We start from the raw sequence: 20,677 nt of genomic DNA, 5'->3' as shown, positions 1-20,677 counted from the left end.
TTTGAGAACCCGCACGCCGTGCGCCCGGCAGCACGTCTGCCTTCACGCGCGGCGCGATTCTCCGTACAGCTGCACCACTCAACCAAGACGTACCCCTACGAGACAAAATTGGAGATACCGATGGATGGAAATCCGTTTCTGAAGATTCAGCGCCTGGGACGCGCGCTGATGCTGCCGATCGCGGTGCTACCGGTGGCCGGCCTGTTGCTGCGGCTCGGCCAGCCCGACGTGTTCAACATCAAGATGATCGCCGATGCGGGCGGCGCGATCTTCGACAACCTGCCGCTCCTGTTCGCGATCGGCGTGGCGGTCGGCTTCGCGAAAGACAACAACGGCGTCGCGGGTCTGGCTGGCGCGATCGGCTATCTGGTGCAGATCGCGGTGATGAAGGACATCAACGACAAGCTCAACATGGGCGTGCTGTCGGGGATCATCGCGGGCATCGTCGCGGGGCTGCTGTACAACCGCTACAAGGACATCAAGCTGCCCGACTACCTGGCGTTCTTCGGCGGCAAACGCTTCGTGCCGATCGTGACAGGGGTGGTCTGCGTGGTGCTAGGCATCGTATTCGGGCATGTGTGGGAGCCGGTGCAGAACGCGATCGACCTGGCCGGCCACTGGCTCACGACGGCCGGCGCGCTCGGCGCCTTCGTGTTCGGCGTGCTGAACCGGCTGCTGCTCGTCACGGGCTTGCATCACATCCTCAACTCGCTGACGTGGTTCGTGTTCGGCAGCTTCACGCCGGCGGGCGGTGCACCCGTCACGGGCGACCTGCACCGCTTCTTCGCTGGCGATCCGACCGCGGGCACCTTTATGACCGGCTTCTTCCCGGTGATGATGTTCGGCCTGCCGGCCGCATGTCTCGCGATGTATCACGAGGCGCCGAAAGAGCGTCGCGCGATGGTGTTCGGCCTGCTGTTCTCGATGGCGCTCACGTCGTTCCTGACCGGTGTGACTGAGCCGATCGAGTTCAGCTTCATGTTCCTCGCGCCGGTGCTGTATGCGATCCACGCGCTTCTGACGGGTCTGTCGCTGGCGATCTGCTCGGCGCTCGGGATTCACCTCGGCTTCACGTTCTCGGCGGGCTTCATCGACTACGTGCTGAACTTCGGTCTGTCGACGAAGGGCTGGTGGGCGATTCCGCTCGGCATCGTGTACTCGGTCGTGTACTACGGTCTGTTCCGCTTCTTCATCCGTAAGTTCAACATGGCGACGCCGGGCCGCGAGCCCGCCGCTGCCGACGAGCAGGTCGAGTCGTTCGCGGCGGGCGGTTTCGTCGCGCCGGCGGCTGGTGCGGCCGTGCCGCGTGCGCAGCGCTATATCGCGGCGCTCGGTGGCGCGGCGAATCTGTCGGTCGTGGATGCGTGCACGACGCGTCTGCGTCTGTCTGTCGTCGATACGGACAAGGTCTCCGAAAGCGAACTGAAGTCGATCGGTGCGCGCGGTGTGCTCAAGCGCGGCACGAACAACGTGCAGGTGATCATCGGACCGGAGGCGGACATCATCGCCGATGAGATGCGCACGGCGATCGCGCAGGGTCAGGGCGACGCGGTGAAGGTGGCGGGTGCTGCTGTATCGGCGCCGGCTGTTGCCGCGGCGGCTACCGCTGCCGCGCCGGTCGCGCGAAACGCTGGGCACGCCGATGACGCGCAAGGCGGTCCGCTCGATCCCGATCCGCTGCGCTGGCTCGCCGTGCTCGGCGGCGCGGGCAACGTGGTGTCGCTCGATGCGGTCGCGGCGACGCGTCTGCGGGTGGTCGTGCGCGATCCGTCGGCGGTCGAGCGTCAGCGCCTCGCGACGCTCGATACCGCGTGGGTATCGACCGACACGTTCCATATCGTCGTCGGCGAGGCCGCGCAGCGCTATGCGCAGAAGCTGGCCGAGCGCCTGTCGTCGCAAGGCGGCGGCGCGGGCGCGGCGCCGGTGCCGGCGTGATCGGTTGATGGCTGTCGAGCGCTGTTGAGTTGCACGGCGATCGCAGCACGCCAATAAAAAAGCGGCACCTGGTCCCAAGGTGCCGCTTTCGCGTTGACGACCAGAGCGTGGCGCCTAGCGAGTCCCCCGCTTTGCCGAGCGCGCCACCTCGCGCGATTCGAGCCACATCACATTGATGACACCGAACGCCAGCGCGACGCCAACGCCGAGAATCCAGCTGAAATACCACATCGCCAACTCCTGTTTTCTGTTGAAGCGTCGTGCCGGTCAATACATCGAATGGTGGTTTTCCTTGATCGCCGCGGCGGTCACCTTGCCGCGCATCACGCGATACACCCAGCCCGTATAGAGCAGGATGATCGGCAGGAACACGATGACGGCGAACAGCATGATCTCGAGCGTCATGCGGCTCGACGTGGAATCCCACATGGTCAGGCTGCTGCGGCCGTCGAGTGACGATGGCATGATGAACGGGAACATCGAGAAGCCCGCGGTCAAGATCACGCCGACGATCATCAACGACGTCGACAGAAACGCCGTCGCCTCGAAGCGCGAACGCGCGAGCAGCACCGCGAGCACCCCGCCGAGGAGACCCACGAGCGGCGCAATCGCCATCCACGGGTAGAGCGCGTAGTTGTTCAGCCACAAACCCGGCGCGCCGATCACGGTCTTCATCAACGGATTGGAGACGGCGTCGAGCGGCGGTGCGTCGACGATCTGATAGCCGCCGATCATCGTCGCGACGAACGCACCCGCGACGAGAAACAGCACCACCGTGCACAGCGCCGCGAGCCGCAGCGCCTTCGACGCGCGCTCGTGAACCACCCCATCGGTCTTCCACTTGACGAACGCGGCGCCGTGCGCGGCCAACATAGACACGCTGACGAGTCCCGTCAGCAGCGCGAACGGATTGAGCAGGCCGAAGAAGCTGCCGTGATAGGTGACGCGCAGATCGGTATCGAACGAAAACGGCACGCCTTGCAGCAGATTGCCGAACGCGACACCGAACACCAGCGCCGGCACGAAGCCGCCGATAAAGAGGCCCCAGTCCCACGCGTTGCGCCAGCGCGGATCCTCGCGCTTGCCGCGATAGTCGAAGCCGACCGGGCGGAAGAACAGCGCGAACAGCACGAGTAGCATCGCGAAGTAGAAGCCTGAGAAGGATGCCGCGTAGGCGAGCGGCCACGCGGCGAACATCGCGGCGGCCGCGGTCACGAACCAGACCTGGTTGCCTTCCCACGTCGCGCCGACCGTGTTCACGACGATGCGTCGCTCGGAGTCGGTGTTGGCGATGAACGGCAGCAGGATCGCCGCGCCCATGTCGAAGCCGTCGGTGAGCGCGAAGACGATCAGCAGTACACCTATCAACACCCACCAGATCAGTCTGAGAGCTGCGTAGTCCATATGGGTTTCTCCTCCGGGGCGGTGCAGCGGTGCGTCATGCGGCCGTGTTCGACAGTGGCTGCGTCACCGGCTGTCCGATCTCGTGGTGATAGCGGCCCGTATGCAGCGACGAAGGGCCGAGCCGCGCGTACTTGAACATCAGCATGATCTCGATGACGAACAGCCCCGTGTAGAACAGCACGAAGCCGCCGATGCTCAGATACAGATCGCGCGGCGTCAGCGTCGACGCGGCCAGGTTGGTCGGCAGAATGCCCGCGATGCTCCACGGCTGGCGGCCCATTTCCGCGACGATCCAGCCTAGCTCGGCGGCGAGCCACGGCAGCGGAATCGCGATGACCGCCCAGCGCAGAAACCAGCGGCGCCTTTCGAGCAGCAACGTGCGCTGCGCGCAGAACCAGAAGGCGAGCACGAAGGTGGCGAGGAACAGCAGGCCAAGGCCGACCATCGTGCGGAACGAGAAGAACAGTGTCAACACCGGCGGAACCGTGCTTCGTGCCGCCGCGGCGATCTGGTCTGGCGTCGCGTCGATGACGTTCGGCGTGAACCGCTTGAGCAGCAGGGCGTAGCCGAGATCGTCCTTGTACTTGTCGAACTCCGCATGCGCCTCGTCGCTGGAGTCGCCGCCCTTTAACCGCTGCAACGCCGAATAGGCGAGCATGCCGTCCTTGATGCGACCTTCGTTTTGGGCGATCAGGTCGCGCAGGCCGACCACGGGTTCGTCGAGCGAGCGGGTCGCGATAATGCCGAGCGCGTACGGCACACGGATCGCATAGTCGGTGCGTTGCTCTTTCTGATTGGGGATGCCAAATATCGTGAACGGTGCCGGCGCGGGCGCCGTGTCCCATTCGGATTCGATAGCCGCGAGCTTGATCTGCTGGACTTCACCGGTGCGATAGCCGGATTCGTCGCCCAGCACGATCACGCACAGCGCCGACGCGAGGCCGAAGCCGGCGGCGATCGCGAACGAGCGCAGTGCGAACTCGGTGTCGCGGCGCTTCAACAGATACCACGACGACACGCCGAGTACGAACATCGCCGCGGTCACGTATCCAGCTGATACCGTGTGCACGAACTTGACCTGTGCAACCGGGTTGAAGATCACCGCGCTGATGCTGTCGAGCTCCATGCGCATCGTCTGATAGTTGAACTTCGCGCCGACCGGATTGTTCATCCAGCCGTTGGCAATCAGAATCCACAGCGCCGACAGGTTCGAACCGAGCGCGACACAGAACGTGACGATCAGATGCTGGATTTTTGACAATCTGTTCCAGCCGAAAAAGAACAGTCCGACGAACGTCGATTCGAGGAAGAACGCCATCAGCCCTTCGACGGCGAGCGGCACGCCGAAAATGTCGCCGACGTAATGCGAGTAATAAGCCCAGTTGGTGCCGAACTGAAACTCGAGCGTGAGGCCGGTCGCGACGCCCATTGCAAAGTTGATGCCAAACAGCTTGCCCCAGAACTGCGTCATGTCCTTGTAGATCTGCTTGCCGGTCATCACGTAGACCGATTCCATGATGACGAGCAGCCAGGCGAGACCGAGCGTGAGCGGCACGAACAGAAAGTGATAAAGCGCCGTGATGGCGAACTGGAACCGCGACAGTTCTACGACTTCGCTAACGGGCATGTTGATCACCTCGAGACGGATGCGGGGCGGGCACCGACAGCAGCGCCTGCGCGACCTGCTCAGGCGGCAGCATCATGTGCTGCGCCTGTGGATGATTGAAGAATGTGTACTTGAGCGCCATCAGTAGGACGAACTTGATGGCGAGGATGATGGCGATATCGCGCGCCAGCGTTGGACCGCGCACCCACCTGGTGAACCGGCCGCGCAAGCGCGACCGGACAGTGCTGCTGCGATTCAGGGCTATGGTCATGATCGGTCGAGGACGACTTCATGCCGGTGAGTCCGGCTGGATCCAGACCGCCCTGGCCGTCAGGCAGTCTGGCAGTCTGGCGAATGCATGCCGATTGTAGGAGGTGAACCTCGCGCGCTCAGGTTCAGCCATGCGGCAACACGTCGCGAAACTTGCCGCGTCTGTGCAGTATTGCTACCGGACTTGCGATACGTCAAGAAACGCTTACCGGCCTCGACAGGCCGGCTTGCGGGTAGGCCGACGCGAATGCGCGGCCGCGGGGGCGCAAGAAAGGGCGAAAAGAATGAAAAAGCCCCGCCGTCTTGCGAGGGCGGGGCTTGAGCGCGATGGTCGCTAAATGGCGCGACCGAATAACGCCTGTCGTTTTTACCTATGTCATGGGCGGGACACAATTGACGCGCGCATGGCTTCGACGCTTTATGCGTATTCGGTCAGCGCGCCGCGCATCTTCTTCATCGCGCTGGCTTCGATCTGGCGGATACGTTCGGCCGACACACCGAACTCGTCGGCCAGTTCGTGCAACGTGGAGCCGCCCGAGCCGTCGTCGGCCACCTTCAGCCAGCGCGCTTCGATGATGCGGCGGCTGCGCGGATCGAGCGCGTCGAGCGCGCTTGCGATGCCGTCGCTTTGCAGCCGGTCGCGCTGACGCGAAGCCAGCACGGCAGTCGGCTCACTATGCGAGTCGGCCAGATAGGCGATTGGCGCGTACGACTCCTCGCCGTCTTCGACCTGACCTTCCAGCGCGATATCGCCGCCTGACAGACGCGTCTCCATCTCCGCGACCTCTTCGCGCTTCACGTTCAGCTCCTTCGCGAGACCGTCGATCTCGTCCGGCGTGAACGCGCCAAGCCCCTGCTTGTGGCTGCGCAGGTTGAAGAACAGCTTACGCTGCGCCTTGGTGGTGGCGACCTTCACCATGCGCCAGTTGCGCAGGATGTACTCGTGGATCTCGGCCTTGATCCAGTGCATCGCGTACGACACGAGGCGCACGTTTTGCTCGGGATCGAAGCGCTTGACCGCTTTCATCAGGCCGATGTTGCCTTCCTGGATCAGGTCGGCGTGCGGCAACCCGTAACCGAGGTAGTTACGCGCGATGGACACGACGAGTCGCAGGTGCGACAGCACCAGGCGGCGCGCAGCCTCCAGATTGTCGTGTTCGCGCAATGCGGTGGCGAACTGGCGTTCCTCCGCCGGGGTCAGCATCGGAATCCGGTTGACCGCCTGGATGTAGGCGTCGATGTTGCCCAGGTGACCGGACAGCAGCGAGGAATGCGAGAGCGCCAGTGCACCTGCCGGAGCGGCCTTAGCCGACGACGGGCTCAAAGTACTCGGAAGGGTCATTGCATGGCTCACGTTTGAAGCTCCTTTGGAATCAGACAATTGCGTACTCAGTAAACGACTCCAGCGACGGATGTTAGCACTCAGATCTGCCGAGTGCTAATACTTAGAGGTCGCAGGGGCATCCGGGTTCCCGAAAACCCTATTGAGTTTTGACTTCTGATAGCCATCATACGCTCTATTTGCCTTGCGCGTTGGACCTGTACAAAGTACCGCCCGGAGCGCTTGCAGGCTCATGTTTGACTGATATCGTCCCGTTTTAAGAGAATAATTGCTGTTCATGGGGCATTATCTGGAAAATACTTGCTCTTGAATTCGTGCTTGGAATAAAGGGGGCGCTCGCTTAATACCCGGCAGTATGGGGGCGGATGAACAGGCAGAATCTTGTGGTGCGTGGGCTTACTCTAAAAAGCACGTTTGCCGTTCTGCTCGTTCTGCTGTTGGGTGCGGCGGGCGCGTCCCAAGCCGGGCAGTTCGGCGTGCAGGTGGCCGGCGGCGTCGGCGACCATCACGTCAGGACGCTCGATCTCGGCGTGGTCTGGGATCCAAACCCGACCTGGTGGCAGATCGGCGACTGGCATTTCGCGCTGCTCGGCGAGGCGCATGTCGCGTGGTGGCACACCAATGAAGGAAACGTTCACGACAACATCGGCGAGATCGGCGTGACGCCGGTGATCCGCTTCATCAGGTCGTCGGGTTCGGTGCGGCCATTCATCGAGGTGGGTGCCGGCGTCCGGCTGCTGACCAGCCCGCGCATTTCTTCCGACTTCACGTTGGGCACCGCGTTCCAGTTCGCCGAGATGGCGGGCGTCGGGTTGCAGTTCGGCGCTCGTGAGCACTATGTCGCCGGCTACCGCTTCCAGCATGTCTCCAATGGCGGTATCAAAGAGCCGAATCCTGGTATAAATTTCAGCCAGCTATATTTGCAATATCACTTCTGACCGTGGCCGCCTGCGGCTCGCGGTGTTCGAGGGGCTCTGCAATGGCGGCAAAGATGATCGAAGCGATTCGCGGGCTCGAGCGAGAGCGTTTTCGCGCGATGGTCGATGGCGATGGGCAGTCGCTCGACACGCTGCTCGCGGACAACGTGAGCTACGTCCATACGAATGGCAAGCGCGAGACGAAGCGGCAGTTCATCGACGGGATCACCGCGGGGCGCCGTCGTTATCGGCAAATCGAGGTGCAGTCGCAGGATGTCTTGCCGGCCGGGCGCGAGACCTACGTCGTCACGGGCCGCGCGCTGATCGAGATGGAGGCGAACAACGGCGCGCTCCTGTTTCCGATTGCCTATACCGCGATTCACACACACGAAGACGGGCAGTGGCGACTGATCGCGTGGCAGGCGACCCGCTGCGCGCTCGAGTGAGATTCTCATCGGGCGGGCGCGCCTCGTGAGCGCGTCTCCAGCGGCAGCGGAATGCGGGTGTGCACTCCGCTGCAGCAGGCTCGAGGCCCAACGCGAATTCACGCGGTCGCGCATTCGCCAGCTTTGTCGCGGCTGTTTGCGCCGTGCTCGTCTACATCGGCATCCGCGTCGCGCGCCGCGCATCGCTACCTGTCCCGCATACGGATGCCGCGCCGCAACCGGAAGCCGCGTGCAGCGTTCCGCCACGCGCCTGATCGTCGCGAGATCCGAGAAATCCAGACCGCTGTCGATACCCATCGCGTCGAGATTCATCGCGACTGTGACGAGATCGACGTTGCCGGTGCGCTCGCCATTGCCGAACAGACAGCCTTCGATGCGATCCGCGCCCGCCAGCAGCGCGAGCTGCGCCGCGGCCACGGCGGTGCCGCGATCGTTGTGCGGATGCACCGACAGCACGATGCTGTCGCGGTAACCGAGGTTGCGATGCATCCATTCGATCTGGTCGGCGAACACGTTCGGCGTGGCCGCTTCGACGCTTGCCGGCAGGTTGACGATCATCTTGTGATCGCGCGTAGGCCGCCACGTTTGCGCGAGCGCGTCGCACACCTCGCGCGCGAACGGCAGCTCGGTCGTGTTGAAGGTCTCGGGCGAGTACTGGAAGGTCCAGCGCGTGCCCGGCCGCGCCTGCGCGTGTTGCTTGATGAGGCCCGTGCCTTCGACGGCGAGCGCCTTGATCTCATCCTTCGACTGCTGGAACACGATGCGCCGGAACGACGGGCAGATCGCGTTGTACAGATGCACGATCGCGCGCGGCGCGCCTTCGAGCGCGTCGAACGTGCGTGCGATCAGCTCCGCGCGCGACGGCACGAAGACTTCGATCGTGACGTCGTCGGGAATGCGTCGCTCGTCGATCAGCTTGCGCACGAAGTCGAAATCGGTCTGCGACGCCGACGGAAAGCCCACTTCGATTTCCTTGAAACCGATCGCGACCAGCATCTCGAAGTACTCGAGCTTCTGCGCAGCGTTCATCGGTTCGATCAGCGCCTGATTGCCGTCGCGCAGGTCCGTGCTCATCCAGACGGGTGCGGCGTCGACCGTGCGACTCGGCCATTTGCGGCCGGTCAGCCGGACGGCGGGAAAGGGGCGGTACTTTTCAGCGGGATTGCGCAACATGGTGAGGTGCCTCATTCGTGGTGTCGTCGGCGGAGGGTAGGGACGTCGAGCGGTTGGCCGACTGTTCACGCATGCACGCTGCGGATGCTGCCCATGCAACGTACATGTGATCCTCTCGCATCGTCCGCGCGGTAAACGGACGAATGCAAACGACGACAGGTTGTGGAGAACTACGACGGGGGTGAAGCGAAACTGCGGGGAGGACCGCCGACGGCAACCGGAGCTGCCAGCGCGCGGCGCTACGCGAGACTTACGCCAGGCGTAGCGATAGGGGCCGCGCCAGGCGGCCGGAGATAATTCGGAGGGTGTTCGGAAGGGAACGCATGAGGCCAAATGTATGACGGCGTGCGTTGGCCTGTCAACCCGCGGCCGTCAGGCCGCCGTCTTCGCGATATCGACGATCAGCTCGACTTGCCGCTCGAGCGCGCCAGGCACCGGCGCTTCGCCGCGCAGCACGGCGTCGATCCAGGCGGCCGTGGTCGCCGCGTCGCGCGCTTCGGGCAGCTCGACTTCGGGCGCATCGGGCGACGAGCGCTCGTGCGGCAGCCGCGTCTCGCAGATGCCGTCATGCAGCCAGTCGACCTGCACCTGGCGGCGCGTATCGGCGACCGCCTCGCCTTCGGTGCCGCGCGCGAGCAGCGCACCGCCGACGGCCGCATCGGGATGCGTGACGAACAGCTGAGTGAGACTGTCGCGATACGGCGGATGCGTGTAGTTCACGAGCCGCAATCCCGCGGGCGCGAACGGCTGCAGCAGCTTCACGAGCGTATGCGTCGAATTGCGCACGCCCATGCGCCGGCGCAGCGCGAGCAGGCGCGCGAGCTTGGGCGCCAGGACGTCGATCGAGGCGAACGCGACGCGGCGCTCCGCAAGTCCAGCTTCGATCTGCGCGTGCGACTGCGCATGGGCGATGCGCAGATGTGTGAAGATTTCCGCGCTCGTCACCCGACCCGGATCCTCGGTGACGCCATGTACCAGCACCGGCACGCCTTCGCGGGCGAGCAGTAGCGCGAGCAGCGGCACGAGGTTCGGCTGCTTGCGCGCGCCGTTGTACGACGGAATCGACACCGGCCGAAACGCGCCGTGCGGCAGCCGCACCGGCTCGAACGACGTATGCGCGGCGGCCAACATCGCGGCGAGTTCGTCGGCGGTTTCGCCTTTCACGCGATACGCGAGCAGCACCGCGCCGAGTTCGAGATCGTCGACGCGGCCGTCGAGCATCGCGGTGTAGAGCGAGCGCGTGTCGTCGGCGGTCAGCGCGCGGGCGCCATTCGGGCCGCGGCCGATTTCCTTGATGAATCGGGCCCAGGGGAAGGGAGAAGTGGTATCGGTGGAGTCGGTCATCGTGCGCAAGAGGCGGGTGGCGTGCCGCGCCTGGCGGTTCGCTACGCCATTCGGGGAACAGTTCGGTGTGAGTATCGCATCTATGGCGAGCGGGCGAACAGCAACGAAGCGGGCACGCAGTGGCGCGCGACGGGCCGTCTGACACGCCCGCGCGCCGTGCCGCGCGTTACACTCGATGTTTCTCGCCGCCTCGGCGGCGCACATCGGAAAACGGAGAACGGGATGAGTTACGTATTTGCACCGGCACCGCAGGTCGCGGTGCCGGTCGTGGGGTCGGGCGAGCAGTTCGCGGTGCGCCGCATCTACTGCGTGGGGCGCAACTACGAGGCGCACGCGCGTGAAATGGGCCACGACCCGGACCGCGAGCCGCCGTTCTTCTTCACGAAGCCGGCCGATGCGATCGTGTACGTCGCGCCGGGCACGACCGGCGAATTTCCGTATCCGTCGCAGACCAGGAACGTCCATTTCGAAATGGAGATGGTCGCGGCGATCGGCGAGGGCGGCAAAGACATCCCCGTCGACCGCGCGCTCGACCACGTCTACGGCTACGCGCTCGGTCTCGACATGACGCGCCGCGACCTGCAAGGCGAAGCGAAGAAAATGGGTCGTCCGTGGGATACCGCCAAGGGCTTCGATCACTCGGCGCCGCTCGGCCCGATCCATCCGGCTTCGACGGTCGGTCACATCGGCAAAGGCGAGATCTGGCTGTCGGTGAATGGCGAGGACAAGCAGCGCGCGGATGTGTCGCAGCTGATCTGGTCGGTGGCCGAGACGATCGCGTATCTGTCGACGCTGTTCGAACTGCGGCCTGGCGACCTGATTTTCACCGGCACGCCGGAAGGCGTCGGCGCGGTCGCGAAGGGTGACCTGATGAAGGGCGGCGTGGACGGGCTCGGCGAGTTCAGCGTGCGCGTCGTCTGAGACGGCTTGCGTGCAGGTGGAGGAGGCAGACAACATGAAGCTCTACAGCTATTTCCGTAGCTCGGCGTCGTATCGCGTGCGCATCGCGCTGAACGTGAAGAACCTGTCGTACGACTACGTACCCGTGCACCTCGTGCGCGAAGGCGGCGAGCAGCTGAAGCCCGCGTATCGCAAGATCAACCCCGACTGCATCGTGCCGACGCTCGCCGACGGCAGTCATTTGCTGCCGCAGTCGCTCGCGATCATCGAGTATCTCGAGGAGACGCATCCCGAGCCGCCGCTGCTACCGAAGGCACCGCTCGATCGCGCGTATGTGCGCTCGGTGGCGCTGCAGGTCGCGTGCGAGATTCATCCCCTGAACAATCTGCGCGTGCTGCGCTATCTGAAGCACACGCTGCGAGTCGACGACGACGCGAAGGACGCGTGGTACCGGCACTGGATCGACGCGGGCTTCGCGACGCTGGAGACGCATCTTGCCGGCGACGCGCGCACCGGCAAACTGTGTTTCGGCGACGCACCGACACTCGCCGACGCGTACCTGATTCCGCAGGTATTCAACGCGCAGCGCTTCAAGGTCGACACCGCAAAGTTTCCGACGATCCAGCGCATCTACGATCACGCGATGCAACTCGATGCGTTCGCGCGCGCGGCGCCGGGCGTGCAGCCGGACGCGGAGTGAGCCCGGGATCGCTGACACGTCGACGGCAGCTCGAAACGAAAAAAGGGCCTCCGTGGAGTGCCCTTTTCCTTTGGCTCGCCGCGAGCGCCGAGCGCCGCAACGATCACGCGATCAGCCGCCCAGTAGCGCGTCCGAAAACTCCTCCGCGCTGAACGGTTGCAGATCCTCGACCTTTTCGCCGACGCCGATGAAATACACCGGAATCGGCCGCTGCCGCGCGATCGCCGCGAGGATGCCGCCCTTCGCGGTGCCGTCGAGCTTGGTGACGATCAGTCCGGTGAGCCCGAGCGCGTCGTCGAACGCCTTGACCTGTGTGAGCGCATTCTGGCCGGTGTTCGCGTCGATCACGAGCAGCACTTCGTGCGGCGCGCCGTCCTGCGCCTTGCCAATCACGCGCTTCACCTTGCGCAGTTCTTCCATCAGATGCAGTTGCGTGGGCAGGCGGCCGGCCGTGTCGGCCATCATCACGTCGATCTTGCGCGCGCGCGCGGCGCCGACCGCGTCGAAGATCACCGCGGCCGGGTCGCCGCTTTCCTGCGCGACCACGGTCACGTTGTTGCGCTGGCCCCACACGGCGAGTTGCTCGCGCGCGGCGGCGCGGAACGTGTCGCCGGCGGCGAGCAGCACCGATTGGTCAAAGCTCTGCAGATGCTTCGCGAGCTTGCCGATGCTCGTGGTTTTGCCCGCGCCGTTGACGCCGGCGATCATCATCACGAGCGGCTGCGCGCGGCCGAGCATCAGCGATTTTTCGAGCGGCTTGAGCAACTCGACGAGCAGTGTGCGCAAGGCGGTTTTGACCTGCAGGGGGGCCGTCAGGCGTTCGCCGCGCACTTTTTCGCGCAGCGCTTCGAGCAGGAATTCGGTCGCCTCGACGCCGGCGTCAGACATCAGCAGCGCGGTTTCGAGTTCCTCGTACAGGTCCTCGTCGATGTTCGTGCCGACGAAAATGCCGGTCAGGTTCGAACTGGTTTTCGCGAGGCCGCTCTTCAGACGCGTAAGCCACGAGCGCTTCGCGCCGGCATCCTGCACGGGCGGCGGGAGGATTTCGACGGTGTCGAGCATGGCGTCTGGCGGCTCGGGCTGCGGCTCGATGATCGTTGTGGCCACAGGAACGGGGGGCGCGGTAGGCTCGATCGGTTCGGCGGGCGCAACGGGCGCGGCCTCGGCCTCGGGTGCCGCGCCGTCTTGCGCCGCCAGCGATTCGTCTGCGGCGGTATCGGACTCTTTCGAGCCCTTGAATCGTTTGAAAAAGCTGAACATGATCTGACGTATGGGAGAGCGCGCCGATGCGCGCAGCCGGCACGGGACCGGCGAAGCGGTGGGCAGCGCCGGGATGCGAAAAGGCGGGGCGCTGGCAGCCGCACATTTTATCAGGCGTGCCGCGGCGCGTCGTATCGGCCGCTCGGCCAGGCTGGACGCGCGCCAACCCTGTGGTAACGTGAGCGCTCCGGCCCGCGCGCATCGACGCCGCGGGCGTGTTCATCACCTAGCTGAAACTGCACGATACTGCATGCCTCGTTTAGCACCTTCGCGCGCCGCTGGCGCTTCGTCCAAAAGTGGCAAACCGCATGCCATTCGCATCATCGGCGGCGACTGGAAACGCACGCCGCTGCCCGTGCTCGATCTGGACGGCTTGCGCCCGACGCCCGACCGCGTCCGCGAAACGCTGTTCAACTGGCTCGGCCAGCGTCTGGACGGCCAGCACTGCCTCGATCTGTTCGCTGGTAGTGGGGCGCTCGGCTTCGAGGCCGCGTCGCGCGGCGCCGCTCGCGTGCTGATGGTGGAGCGCCATGCGCGCGCTGCCGGCCAGTTGCGCGCAAACCAGCAGCGGCTCGATGCACGCATGATCGAAATCGCCGAGGCGGACGGCCTGCGTCTTGCGGCGAGTCTCGCACCAGGCTCGTTCGACGTCGTGTTCCTCGATCCGCCGTTCGATACCGACCTGCTCGGCAAGGCGCTCGCGGTGGCCGTGCCGCTCGTGCGCGCCGACGGCTATCTTTATGTCGAGGCCGGCGAAGCGCTCGAACCGGCCGCTCACGAGCCGCTGTCAGGCTGGGAGCTCGTGCGGCAGGGCAAAGCGGGCGCTGTGCACTTTCATTTGCTGCAGCGCGAAAATAAGGAATAATGCGCGTTCCAAAAAAGGGCCGGGCGGTTTATCGTCATCCGCGCCGGTGCGAAATGCGTCGCCCGGACGTCGTGCCCTTTTGTCTGAAGAGAGGAGAAGTCTCATGGTAGTCGCCGTGTACCCGGGCACGTTCGACCCGCTGACGCGCGGTCACGAAGACCTCGTTCGGCGCGCGTCGAGCATTTTCGACACGCTGGTGGTGGGTGTGGCCGACAGCCGTGCCAAGAAGCCGTTTTTCACTCTCCAGGAGCGCCTCGCGATAGCGCATGAGGTGCTCGGCCACTATCCGAACGTCCAGGTGATGAGCTTCAAGGGACTGCTGAAGGACTTCGTGCGGACCAACAACGCGCGGGTGATCGTCAGGGGGCTGCGCGCGGTGTCGGACTTCGAGTACGAGTTCCAGATGGCGGGCATGAACCGTTATCTGCTGCCCGACGTCGAGACGATGTTCATGACGCCGTCCGATCAGTATCAGTTCATCTCGGGCACGATCGTGCGCGAGATCGCGCAATTGGGCGGCGACGTCAGCAAGTTCGTATTCCCGTCCGTCGAAAAATGGCTGAAGGAGAAGGTCGCTTCGCTGGATTCGCAGGACGGCGCTCAGGGGACCTGAGCCTGAGTCGCGCGAATGCCGGTTTTGACGGATCAAGACCGGCCAGGCCTCGGTGATCGGCGCCAGGTGCATCGGTCGGCTGTTCCAAGTAATGTTGGCGAGCCGTATTGGCGGCGAACGTCAATCCTGTCGTTATGCACGGGCATCGGTGTATTCGATGGTTCGCGCAAGCTGCGATGTCAATGATGATGCGAAGAACAAGAATTGTCTCTTCATCGCAAACGGGGCGATCATCAATAGTCAAGCCGGCTTGTCGGGTTCCTACGGAACCCTATCCGGAAAACGTCACGGGCGTGGGCAATCGATATACCTTTGTCCAATTCGCCGAGTATGAACTGACGAAGCGCACCAGTACGGTACGATGGATTTCAACAGGGTGACAGGTGCCGCATACGTGGAATTGCCGGAGCGGAGCAACTAGACGGGCATTGCAAGAGGAATGAGGAGTTTTTCCTAACCGGATAGTGCCGGCTTAACCGAAGCAGAACAATGTCAGCTTCCCTTCGCAGCTTTCGTGAACGCCTCGGCAAGTTTGTCGAAGTGCCGGAGGGCCGCTGGCGTCAGCTCGACCTGTTTGCGGCGAGCGTCTTCGGTGTCGTTGAGCAGGAGCCAGCCCTTTTCGCGCATTGACGTGATACGGGCATGCAAGGTAGCCGGCGACCCCAGCGCACTTTGGGCCATCATGTCTCGAACCGACAGGCGTTCGTTTTTTTGCCTCATGCGAGCAACGAACTCCAGGATCTTTTCTTCGAGCGGATCGAGCGCGGGAAGTGAGGGAAGACCTCGCAGTGCTTCGGTCAATTGAAGAAATCGAAGATAGATATCAGCAGGGCGGCTCATGACCATCGCTCCAACGAAAACGCCGCTCACCCGAGCGCGGAAAGCGAACCTTGATGCCCTGCGACAACCGGGCTTCTTTATTTTATCTCCATGTCCAGCTTACGTTTGGGTTTGCTCCCGGTCGCGGGCGCGGCCATCGCGTTCGCGCTGTCGCTCTGGATCAACCAGGAAGTCTTCACGTACATCGAGTTCGTCCAGGGCGTGAACTGAATCTACCTGCCGTCAGGAGTCAGACTATTGAGCACCTTGCTTCTGGGGGCGATGGCGCAATCGGCTTGCTATTAGCGAGCTGGCTCGTCGACCTCTTCTATTTCTTCCCGCATGCACCTGTGCGGTCAATCGCCGGCGCGCTCAGCGTACGGCCTCGTACTCTTTTGCACGGGTACTAAAGGAAAAAGCAGGTTGAGCATGGGCTTTTGCCGTTATGCAACCGATCAAACGTAACCGACCGGTCGGCGCGAGCCAGAAAACCGGTCGGTCCGGACAGCGCGTTCCACGCGAACCATTTCTCTCAGGTTTGGCCGTTACAAAAACTATAACGATAAAGTCGCGCGTTGGCAAGGTTCGTGGGGGTGATCAACTCGAGCCGTCGCTGGAGGACGATTGGCTGCTTTCCGAATGCGGATTCAACCGGTCGATGCAAAACCAGGATCGTCGATCAGGTGGCGAAGGCTGTAGGGCGCTACGTGCTCGTAGAGGATCGGCCAATCTACCGCGAGTAGCGGAATCGTTGGGTCTTTCCGACACCAGTACGCAACAAACCGCGCCCAGCCCCCGAGAAACATTCCGTTGCCAGAACTCAGCAGACACGGAGGGCGAGCGACAGGCGGAACCAGCATCCGCGGCATTCCCGCCGCCAGGGTTTCAAGGGCGTCCGACGATTCGTGTGACGCCAGCAGACTGTCCCCGGCATCAGACAGGTATCGACGTACTTCTTCTGCGACGCATGTGCTGCGAAGTTCCAGGTAAGAGGCGCGGACTTCATCAAGTACTGAAGTGGGCACACAAGAATAATTGGAGCCACCCAGCCTTTCCAAAGCAGCGCGCCTGACGAAGTCAGGAAGCGCCCCCAACCTTGTTTCGCAGCCGAGCAACGCATCTTGAAAGACGGGATAGCACGCGAGCCATGCAGCAGGCGGGCGGCCTACTGGTCGGCGTGCCGATAGCCACCGGTTCGTCCGGATAGCGCGTTCCGTTCCAGCCTGTTCTCTCAGGTTCATCGCTATAAAAAGCATATCAATATGGACGCAGCTCTGCATGCTTGTCGAGCCGGGCATAAGGCTATACATGGGTTTTCGGTCGCGTCGCGCAGAACTTGAGGGCCTCGCGAAATTTTTTCCGTGAGCGTCACGATATCTGTGACCGAAAGCCTGCTGCTTGTGCTCGCGGAACGCCATACGGGCACGCTATGATGCATTCGGCAAAAGCAACCGAGGATGGCTCACCGCAATGTCTAGCTTACGTTTGCATTTTTGGTCGATCGCTGGGACCCTGATCGCGTTCCTGGCGTCGCTGTGGATCAATCAGGAGGTGTTTACGCACACGTCTTTCGTGCGAGGCGTCAACTGGATTTTCCTGCCGTCTGGTGTTCGGCTTCTCAGTACGTTGCTGGTTGGGTTCGATGGCGCACTCGGCCTGCTGCTTGCCGGACTGATTACAGACTTTCTGTACTGGTTTCCGCATGACCCGGTGCGTGCAATAGCAGGCGCTTTGCTTGGGTCACTGGCACCGTATCTGGTCTACAGGTTTGCGCTCGAGTATTTCGATCTGCGCGCATCGCTGACGAACCTGACGCCGAAGCGGCTGCTTGTTCTGGCTGTCGCCTATTCGGGAGCAAATACGCTGTTTCACCACCTGTGGTTCGCGCTGGCCGGTACGACGAAGAACTGGTTCGAAAGCTTCTTCACGATGTTTGTGGGTGATCTGGCCGGCGCGCTGATCATTCTGTATGTGATGAAGGCACTGCTGGCCTTGTTGCCGAAACAGCCCGGCAATTCCCGCGTGTCGAATGGCATGTTCAGCATCCAGTTGGCGTTGAACAGCGCATACGCCAACCAGTTTGCGACGAAGGCTACCTGGCCGAGAAGCGCAGCCGTCCATGATCCTGGCGTGGGATTGCACGGCCGTGCGGGGGCGAAAAAGCTATAATGTATCGTTTTCTCTAGCAAAGTTGGTGGCGGCAATGGCCCTGATGATTACCGACGAGTGCATCAATTGCGACGTCTGCGAGCCCGAGTGCCCGAACGACGCGATTTCGATGGGCCCGGAAATCTATGTGATCGACCCGAAGAAGTGCACCGAGTGCGTCGGTCATTTCGACGAGCCGCAATGCATTCAGGTGTGTCCGGTCGAGTGCATTCCGCGTGACCCGAACCACCTGGAAACGCCCGAAGGTTTGATGGCGAAATATCACGCGTTGCAGGCCGCCAAGGGCACCTGACGTTCGCGGGAGACGCGCAAAAGAAAACGGCGAAGGCCTGCGGGCCTTCGCCGTTTTCTTTTGGGGGCGGCGTTTCCGCTATCCGACGTAAGCGCTGAAAATGCCGCGCAAAGCGTCGAGCAGTATGTCGCATTCGGCGTCGGTGCCGACCGAGATCCGCAAATGCTGGTCGATGCGCGGCGCGTTGAAATGCCGCACGAAAATTTCCTTTTGCCGCAGCCGCGACGCGAGCGTCGCCGCGTCGCACCCCTCATGCCGCGCGAACAGCAGATTCGCCGCCGATGGCACCACCTCGAAGCCGAGCGCGGTCAATTCCGCCGCAAGCCGTTCGCGGCTCGCGATCACCTTCGCGCAGCATTCGCGAAACCACGCGTCGTCTTCGTAGGCGGCGGTGGCCGCGACTTGCGCGAGGCGGTCGAGCGGGTACGAATTGAAGCTGTCCTTCACGCGATTGAGCGCATCGATCAACGCAGGATCGCCGAACGCAAAGCCGACGCGCATGCCGGCGAGCGAACGCGACTTCGACACGGTCTGCACGACGAGCAGATTCGGATAGCGCGCGATCAGCGCAATCGCCGACTCGGCGCCGAAGTCGACATACGCTTCGTCAATCACCACGACCGAATCAGGATGGCTCGCGACGAGGCGTTCGATTTCCGCGAGCGGCAGCGGCCGGCCGGTCGGCGCGTTCGGATTCGGAAACAGGATGCCGCTGTTGGGCACCGTGTAGTCGTCGACGTTGATCGCGAAGCTGTCGTCGAGGGGAATGGTCCGGTAGTCGACCTCGAACAGCTTCGCGTAGGTCGGATAGAAGCTGTAAGTGATGTCGGGAAACAGCAGCGGCTTGTCGTGCTTGAGCAAGGCCTGGAACGTCAGCGCGAGTACCTCGTCCGAGCCGTTGCCCGCGAACACCTGCTCGGCGCGAATGCCGTGATACGCGGCGACCGTTTCGCGCAGCTTGCGTGCGCTCGGATCGGGATAGCGGCTCAGTGCGTCGGCCGTGTCGCCGAGCTCGCGGCGGATCGCGTCTAGCACGCGCGGCGACGGCGGATACGGATTCTCGTTGGTATTCAGCTTCACCGGATGCGCGAGCGCGGGCTGCTCGCCCGGCACGTACGGCGTCAGACGGTGAACGATGTCGCTCCAGTAGCGGCTCAAGCGATTCTCCTTGCGGGGCCGATTGCGGGTGTCGATGAGTGTGGCGCGCGTCAGCTGTTGTTGCGATGCAGTTGCATCATTGCGCGTTCGAGCTCGCCCTTGATGATCTGCGGCATCACCGCGAGCGCGCGTTCGATCGACGCGTCGATGACCTCCTGCTCTTCTCGCCGCGGCGGCTTCAGCACATAGTTCGCGACGTCCGGCTTCGCGCCGGCGCGCGCGCTTTCGGGAATCAGATCGCGCGGATGGCCGATGCCGATCCGCAGCCGCCAGTATTGCTGCGACGACAGATGCGCGCTGATGTCCTTCAGCCCATTATGCCCGCCGCTGCCGCCGCCAAGCTTCAGCTTGACGCTGCCGGGTGGCATGTCGAGCTCGTCGTGCGCGACGAGGATCTCGTCGGGAAGAATCTTGAAGAATTGCGCGAGCGCGACGACCGATTGACCAGAGCGGTTCATGTAGGTTTGCGGCTCGAGCAGATGCACTTCCTCGCCATGCAACCGCGCTTTCGCGTAAAAGCCGTGAAAGCGCCGCTCGTCGCGCAGCGCGGTGCCCGCCTCGCGCGCGAGTTGATCGACCAGCCAGCAGCCGGCGTTGTGACGCGTCGCGGTGTATTCGGCGCCCGGATTGCCGAGCCCGACGATCAGCTTGATCATGATTGCGTGAGTCCGCCAGGTCCGGAAGTGAAACGTACCGGACTAGAAAAGCCGAAAAAAAACCCGCCAGGGCGAACCTCGGCGGGTCACATCGACCGTTTCATAGGAAACGGATCGAGAGGATTGCTTGCTTCGAACCGGAAAGCTCTTAAGCAGCCGGCGTTTCGCCACCTTCAGCAGCAGCAGCGTCTCCAGCGATTGCGCCAGCCGGGATCGTTGCAGCAGCGACCACCGGGTTTTCCGCGTCGACGTGGGCCACGAGCGCCACACCTGCCGGCAACGGGATGTCCTTCGCGTGAACCGATTGACCTGCTTCGATCTTCGCGAGGTCGACTTCGATGAACTCCGGCAGTGCCGACGGCAAGCACTCGATTTCGATTTCGTTGAGGATGTGCGAAATCACCGCGCTCGACAGCTTCACTGCCGGGTTGGTTTCCTGGTTCAAGAAGTGCAGCGGCACCTTGGTGTGCAGTTTCTTCGTCGCGTCGACGCGCTGGAAGTCCACGTGCAGCACGAGCTGACGGAACGGGTGGTATTGCACGTCGCGCAGCAGAACCTGTTGCGACTTGCCTGCCACTTCCAGATCGAGGATCGACGAGTGGAAAACTTCTTTCTTCAGCGCGTGCCACAGGGCGTTGTGATCGAGTTCGATCAGTTGCGTGTCAGCGCCGGCGCCATAAACGATACCCGGGGTCTTGCCCGAGTTACGCAGGCGGCGGCTCGCACCCGTACCTTGCAGGGAACGCTCGAAAGCGACTACTTTCATGTTGAATCTCCAATGCACTGCCCGCGACCAGGCAGTAAAAAC

20 protein-coding genes and 1 pseudogene are annotated in these 20,677 nt (G+C 63.1%); 9 read left to right on the top strand and 12 right to left on the bottom strand.

Annotated elements, in window-relative coordinates; genetic code table 11:
* Positions 1-120: 120 nt before the first annotated feature.
* A complete protein-coding gene (gene nagE / locus HDG37_RS29935) occupies positions 121-1,935 on the top strand; it encodes an N-acetylglucosamine-specific PTS transporter subunit IIBC (protein ID WP_184053984.1) in 1,815 nt (604 codons plus the stop codon).
* A gap of 114 nt (positions 1,936-2,049) precedes the next feature.
* On the opposite strand, the gene cydX is transcribed toward nagE, so the two are convergent.
* From cydX to rpoH, 5 genes are all read right to left on the bottom strand, one after another.
* Complete coding sequence (gene cydX, locus HDG37_RS29930) at positions 2,050-2,166, bottom strand: cytochrome bd-I oxidase subunit CydX (protein WP_184053981.1); 117 nt, start codon at positions 2,164-2,166, stop codon at positions 2,050-2,052.
* A gap of 36 nt (positions 2,167-2,202) precedes the next feature.
* A complete protein-coding gene (cydB, locus tag HDG37_RS29925; RefSeq protein ID WP_184053978.1) occupies positions 2,203-3,339 on the bottom strand; it encodes a cytochrome d ubiquinol oxidase subunit II in 1,137 nt (378 codons plus the stop codon).
* 34 nt (positions 3,340-3,373) lie between these two features.
* Positions 3,374-4,966 carry a cytochrome ubiquinol oxidase subunit I gene (locus HDG37_RS29920; RefSeq protein WP_184053975.1) on the bottom strand — a complete coding sequence of 531 codons (1,593 nt, stop codon included), beginning with the start codon at positions 4,964-4,966 and terminating at the stop codon, positions 3,374-3,376.
* Positions 4,956-5,216 carry a cytochrome oxidase putative small subunit CydP gene (gene cydP, locus HDG37_RS29915; RefSeq protein WP_018419327.1) on the bottom strand — a complete coding sequence of 87 codons (261 nt, stop codon included), beginning with the start codon at positions 5,214-5,216 and terminating at the stop codon, positions 4,956-4,958. Before cydP ends, HDG37_RS29920 begins: the two co-directional genes overlap by 11 nt.
* 417 nt (positions 5,217-5,633) lie before the next feature.
* Entirely contained in the window at positions 5,634-6,569 is a 936-nt protein-coding gene (rpoH, locus tag HDG37_RS29910; protein WP_184053972.1) for an RNA polymerase sigma factor RpoH, read from the bottom strand.
* A gap of 353 nt (positions 6,570-6,922) precedes the next feature.
* On the opposite strand from rpoH, the gene HDG37_RS29905 reads away from it, so the two are divergent.
* Both HDG37_RS29905 and HDG37_RS29900 read left to right on the top strand, forming a co-directional pair.
* On the top strand, positions 6,923-7,495 hold the full coding sequence (locus HDG37_RS29905; RefSeq protein WP_184053969.1) for an acyloxyacyl hydrolase: 573 nt from the start codon (positions 6,923-6,925) through the stop codon (positions 7,493-7,495).
* Positions 7,496-7,536: 41 nt separating this feature from the next.
* Entirely contained in the window at positions 7,537-7,920 is a 384-nt protein-coding gene (locus HDG37_RS29900) for a nuclear transport factor 2 family protein (RefSeq protein ID WP_008921685.1), read from the top strand.
* 186 nt (positions 7,921-8,106) lie between these two features.
* On the opposite strand, the pseudogene HDG37_RS29895 reads toward HDG37_RS29900, so the two are convergent.
* Both HDG37_RS29895 and ybiB read right to left on the bottom strand, forming a co-directional pair.
* Positions 8,107-9,093, bottom strand: a pseudogene (locus HDG37_RS29895) (2-isopropylmalate synthase); the annotation flags it as partial.
* A gap of 372 nt (positions 9,094-9,465) precedes the next feature.
* Complete coding sequence (gene ybiB / locus HDG37_RS29890) at positions 9,466-10,437, bottom strand: DNA-binding protein YbiB (protein ID WP_184053966.1); 972 nt, start codon at positions 10,435-10,437, stop codon at positions 9,466-9,468.
* A gap of 222 nt (positions 10,438-10,659) precedes the next feature.
* Between ybiB and HDG37_RS29885 the strand changes: the two genes are divergently transcribed.
* Together HDG37_RS29885 and maiA are read left to right on the top strand one after the other, a co-directional pair.
* Positions 10,660-11,358, top strand: a complete 699-nt coding sequence (locus tag HDG37_RS29885) for a fumarylacetoacetate hydrolase family protein (protein WP_184053963.1) — start codon at positions 10,660-10,662, stop codon at positions 11,356-11,358.
* Positions 11,359-11,392: 34 nt separating this feature from the next.
* Positions 11,393-12,037: a maleylacetoacetate isomerase gene (gene maiA / locus HDG37_RS29880; protein WP_184053960.1), complete on the top strand. Its 645-nt coding sequence runs from the start codon at positions 11,393-11,395 to the stop codon at positions 12,035-12,037.
* Between the two features lie 111 nt (positions 12,038-12,148).
* Here the strand turns inward: maiA and ftsY are convergent, their stop codons facing one another.
* The gene (ftsY, locus tag HDG37_RS29875; RefSeq protein ID WP_184053957.1) at positions 12,149-13,297 is read right to left on the bottom strand and encodes a signal recognition particle-docking protein FtsY; all 1,149 of its coding nucleotides are present in this window, start codon (positions 13,295-13,297) and stop codon (positions 12,149-12,151) included.
* Between the two features lie 250 nt (positions 13,298-13,547).
* Between ftsY and rsmD the strand changes: the two genes are divergently transcribed.
* Both rsmD and coaD read left to right on the top strand, forming a co-directional pair.
* Complete coding sequence (rsmD, locus tag HDG37_RS29870; RefSeq protein ID WP_090802928.1) at positions 13,548-14,162, top strand: 16S rRNA (guanine(966)-N(2))-methyltransferase RsmD; 615 nt, start codon at positions 13,548-13,550, stop codon at positions 14,160-14,162.
* A gap of 103 nt (positions 14,163-14,265) precedes the next feature.
* Positions 14,266-14,775, top strand: a complete 510-nt coding sequence (gene coaD / locus HDG37_RS29865; RefSeq protein WP_018419336.1) for a pantetheine-phosphate adenylyltransferase — start codon at positions 14,266-14,268, stop codon at positions 14,773-14,775.
* A gap of 492 nt (positions 14,776-15,267) precedes the next feature.
* Here the strand turns inward: coaD and HDG37_RS29860 are convergent, their stop codons facing one another.
* Positions 15,268-15,615: a winged helix-turn-helix domain-containing protein gene (locus tag HDG37_RS29860; protein ID WP_184053954.1), complete on the bottom strand. Its 348-nt coding sequence runs from the start codon at positions 15,613-15,615 to the stop codon at positions 15,268-15,270.
* A 1,464-nt stretch (positions 15,616-17,079) separates the two neighbouring features.
* On the opposite strand from HDG37_RS29860, the gene HDG37_RS29850 reads away from it, so the two are divergent.
* Complete coding sequence (locus HDG37_RS29850) at positions 17,080-17,763, top strand: hypothetical protein (protein ID WP_184053951.1); 684 nt, start codon at positions 17,080-17,082, stop codon at positions 17,761-17,763.
* A 34-nt stretch (positions 17,764-17,797) separates the two neighbouring features.
* Positions 17,798-18,055, top strand: coding sequence for a YfhL family 4Fe-4S dicluster ferredoxin (locus HDG37_RS29845; RefSeq protein WP_090802933.1), 258 nt, complete (start codon positions 17,798-17,800; stop codon positions 18,053-18,055).
* 78 nt (positions 18,056-18,133) lie between these two features.
* Here HDG37_RS29845 and hisC read toward each other — a convergent pair whose 3' ends face one another.
* The 3 genes from hisC to HDG37_RS29830 form a co-directional block, all read right to left on the bottom strand.
* Positions 18,134-19,213 (bottom strand): histidinol-phosphate transaminase, encoded by a 1,080-nt coding sequence (gene hisC, locus HDG37_RS29840; RefSeq protein WP_184053948.1) that lies wholly within the window; start codon positions 19,211-19,213, stop codon positions 18,134-18,136.
* A gap of 50 nt (positions 19,214-19,263) precedes the next feature.
* On the bottom strand, positions 19,264-19,869 hold the full coding sequence (gene pth / locus HDG37_RS29835; RefSeq protein ID WP_090802935.1) for an aminoacyl-tRNA hydrolase: 606 nt from the start codon (positions 19,867-19,869) through the stop codon (positions 19,264-19,266).
* Between the two features lie 148 nt (positions 19,870-20,017).
* Positions 20,018-20,635, bottom strand: coding sequence for a 50S ribosomal protein L25/general stress protein Ctc (locus HDG37_RS29830; RefSeq protein ID WP_184053945.1), 618 nt, complete (start codon positions 20,633-20,635; stop codon positions 20,018-20,020).
* Positions 20,636-20,677 lie beyond the last annotated feature (42 nt).

The organism is Paraburkholderia sp. MM5384-R2, from assembly GCF_014201025.1.
GTDB lineage: Bacteria > Pseudomonadota > Gammaproteobacteria > Burkholderiales > Burkholderiaceae > Paraburkholderia > Paraburkholderia tuberum.
The sequence above is the reverse complement of the archived record's forward strand: the minus strand, read 5'-3'. Positions and strand labels throughout refer to the sequence as shown.

Coding starts and splice junctions, on each gene's coding strand:
- cydB (WP_184053978.1), bottom strand. CDS start 3,339: ATGGACTACGCAGCTCTCAGACTGATCTGGTGGGTGTTGATAGGTGTA.
- HDG37_RS29845 (WP_090802933.1), top strand. CDS start 17,798: ATGGCCCTGATGATTACCGACGAGTGCATCAATTGCGACGTCTGCGAG.
- maiA (WP_184053960.1), top strand. CDS start 11,393: ATGAAGCTCTACAGCTATTTCCGTAGCTCGGCGTCGTATCGCGTGCGC.
- pth (WP_090802935.1), bottom strand. CDS start 19,869: ATGATCAAGCTGATCGTCGGGCTCGGCAATCCGGGCGCCGAATACACC.
- HDG37_RS29920 (WP_184053975.1), bottom strand. CDS start 4,966: ATGCCCGTTAGCGAAGTCGTAGAACTGTCGCGGTTCCAGTTCGCCATC.
- HDG37_RS29830 (WP_184053945.1), bottom strand. CDS start 20,635: ATGAAAGTAGTCGCTTTCGAGCGTTCCCTGCAAGGTACGGGTGCGAGC.
- ftsY (WP_184053957.1), bottom strand. CDS start 13,297: ATGTTCAGCTTTTTCAAACGATTCAAGGGCTCGAAAGAGTCCGATACC.
- rsmD (WP_090802928.1), top strand. CDS start 13,548: ATGCCTCGTTTAGCACCTTCGCGCGCCGCTGGCGCTTCGTCCAAAAGT.
- HDG37_RS29860 (WP_184053954.1), bottom strand. CDS start 15,615: ATGAGCCGCCCTGCTGATATCTATCTTCGATTTCTTCAATTGACCGAA.
- coaD (WP_018419336.1), top strand. CDS start 14,266: ATGGTAGTCGCCGTGTACCCGGGCACGTTCGACCCGCTGACGCGCGGT.
- HDG37_RS29885 (WP_184053963.1), top strand. CDS start 10,660: ATGAGTTACGTATTTGCACCGGCACCGCAGGTCGCGGTGCCGGTCGTG.
- nagE (WP_184053984.1), top strand. CDS start 121: ATGGATGGAAATCCGTTTCTGAAGATTCAGCGCCTGGGACGCGCGCTG.
- HDG37_RS29905 (WP_184053969.1), top strand. CDS start 6,923: ATGAACAGGCAGAATCTTGTGGTGCGTGGGCTTACTCTAAAAAGCACG.
- HDG37_RS29900 (WP_008921685.1), top strand. CDS start 7,537: ATGGCGGCAAAGATGATCGAAGCGATTCGCGGGCTCGAGCGAGAGCGT.
- cydP (WP_018419327.1), bottom strand. CDS start 5,216: ATGACCATAGCCCTGAATCGCAGCAGCACTGTCCGGTCGCGCTTGCGC.
- ybiB (WP_184053966.1), bottom strand. CDS start 10,437: ATGACCGACTCCACCGATACCACTTCTCCCTTCCCCTGGGCCCGATTC.
- cydX (WP_184053981.1), bottom strand. CDS start 2,166: ATGTGGTATTTCAGCTGGATTCTCGGCGTTGGCGTCGCGCTGGCGTTC.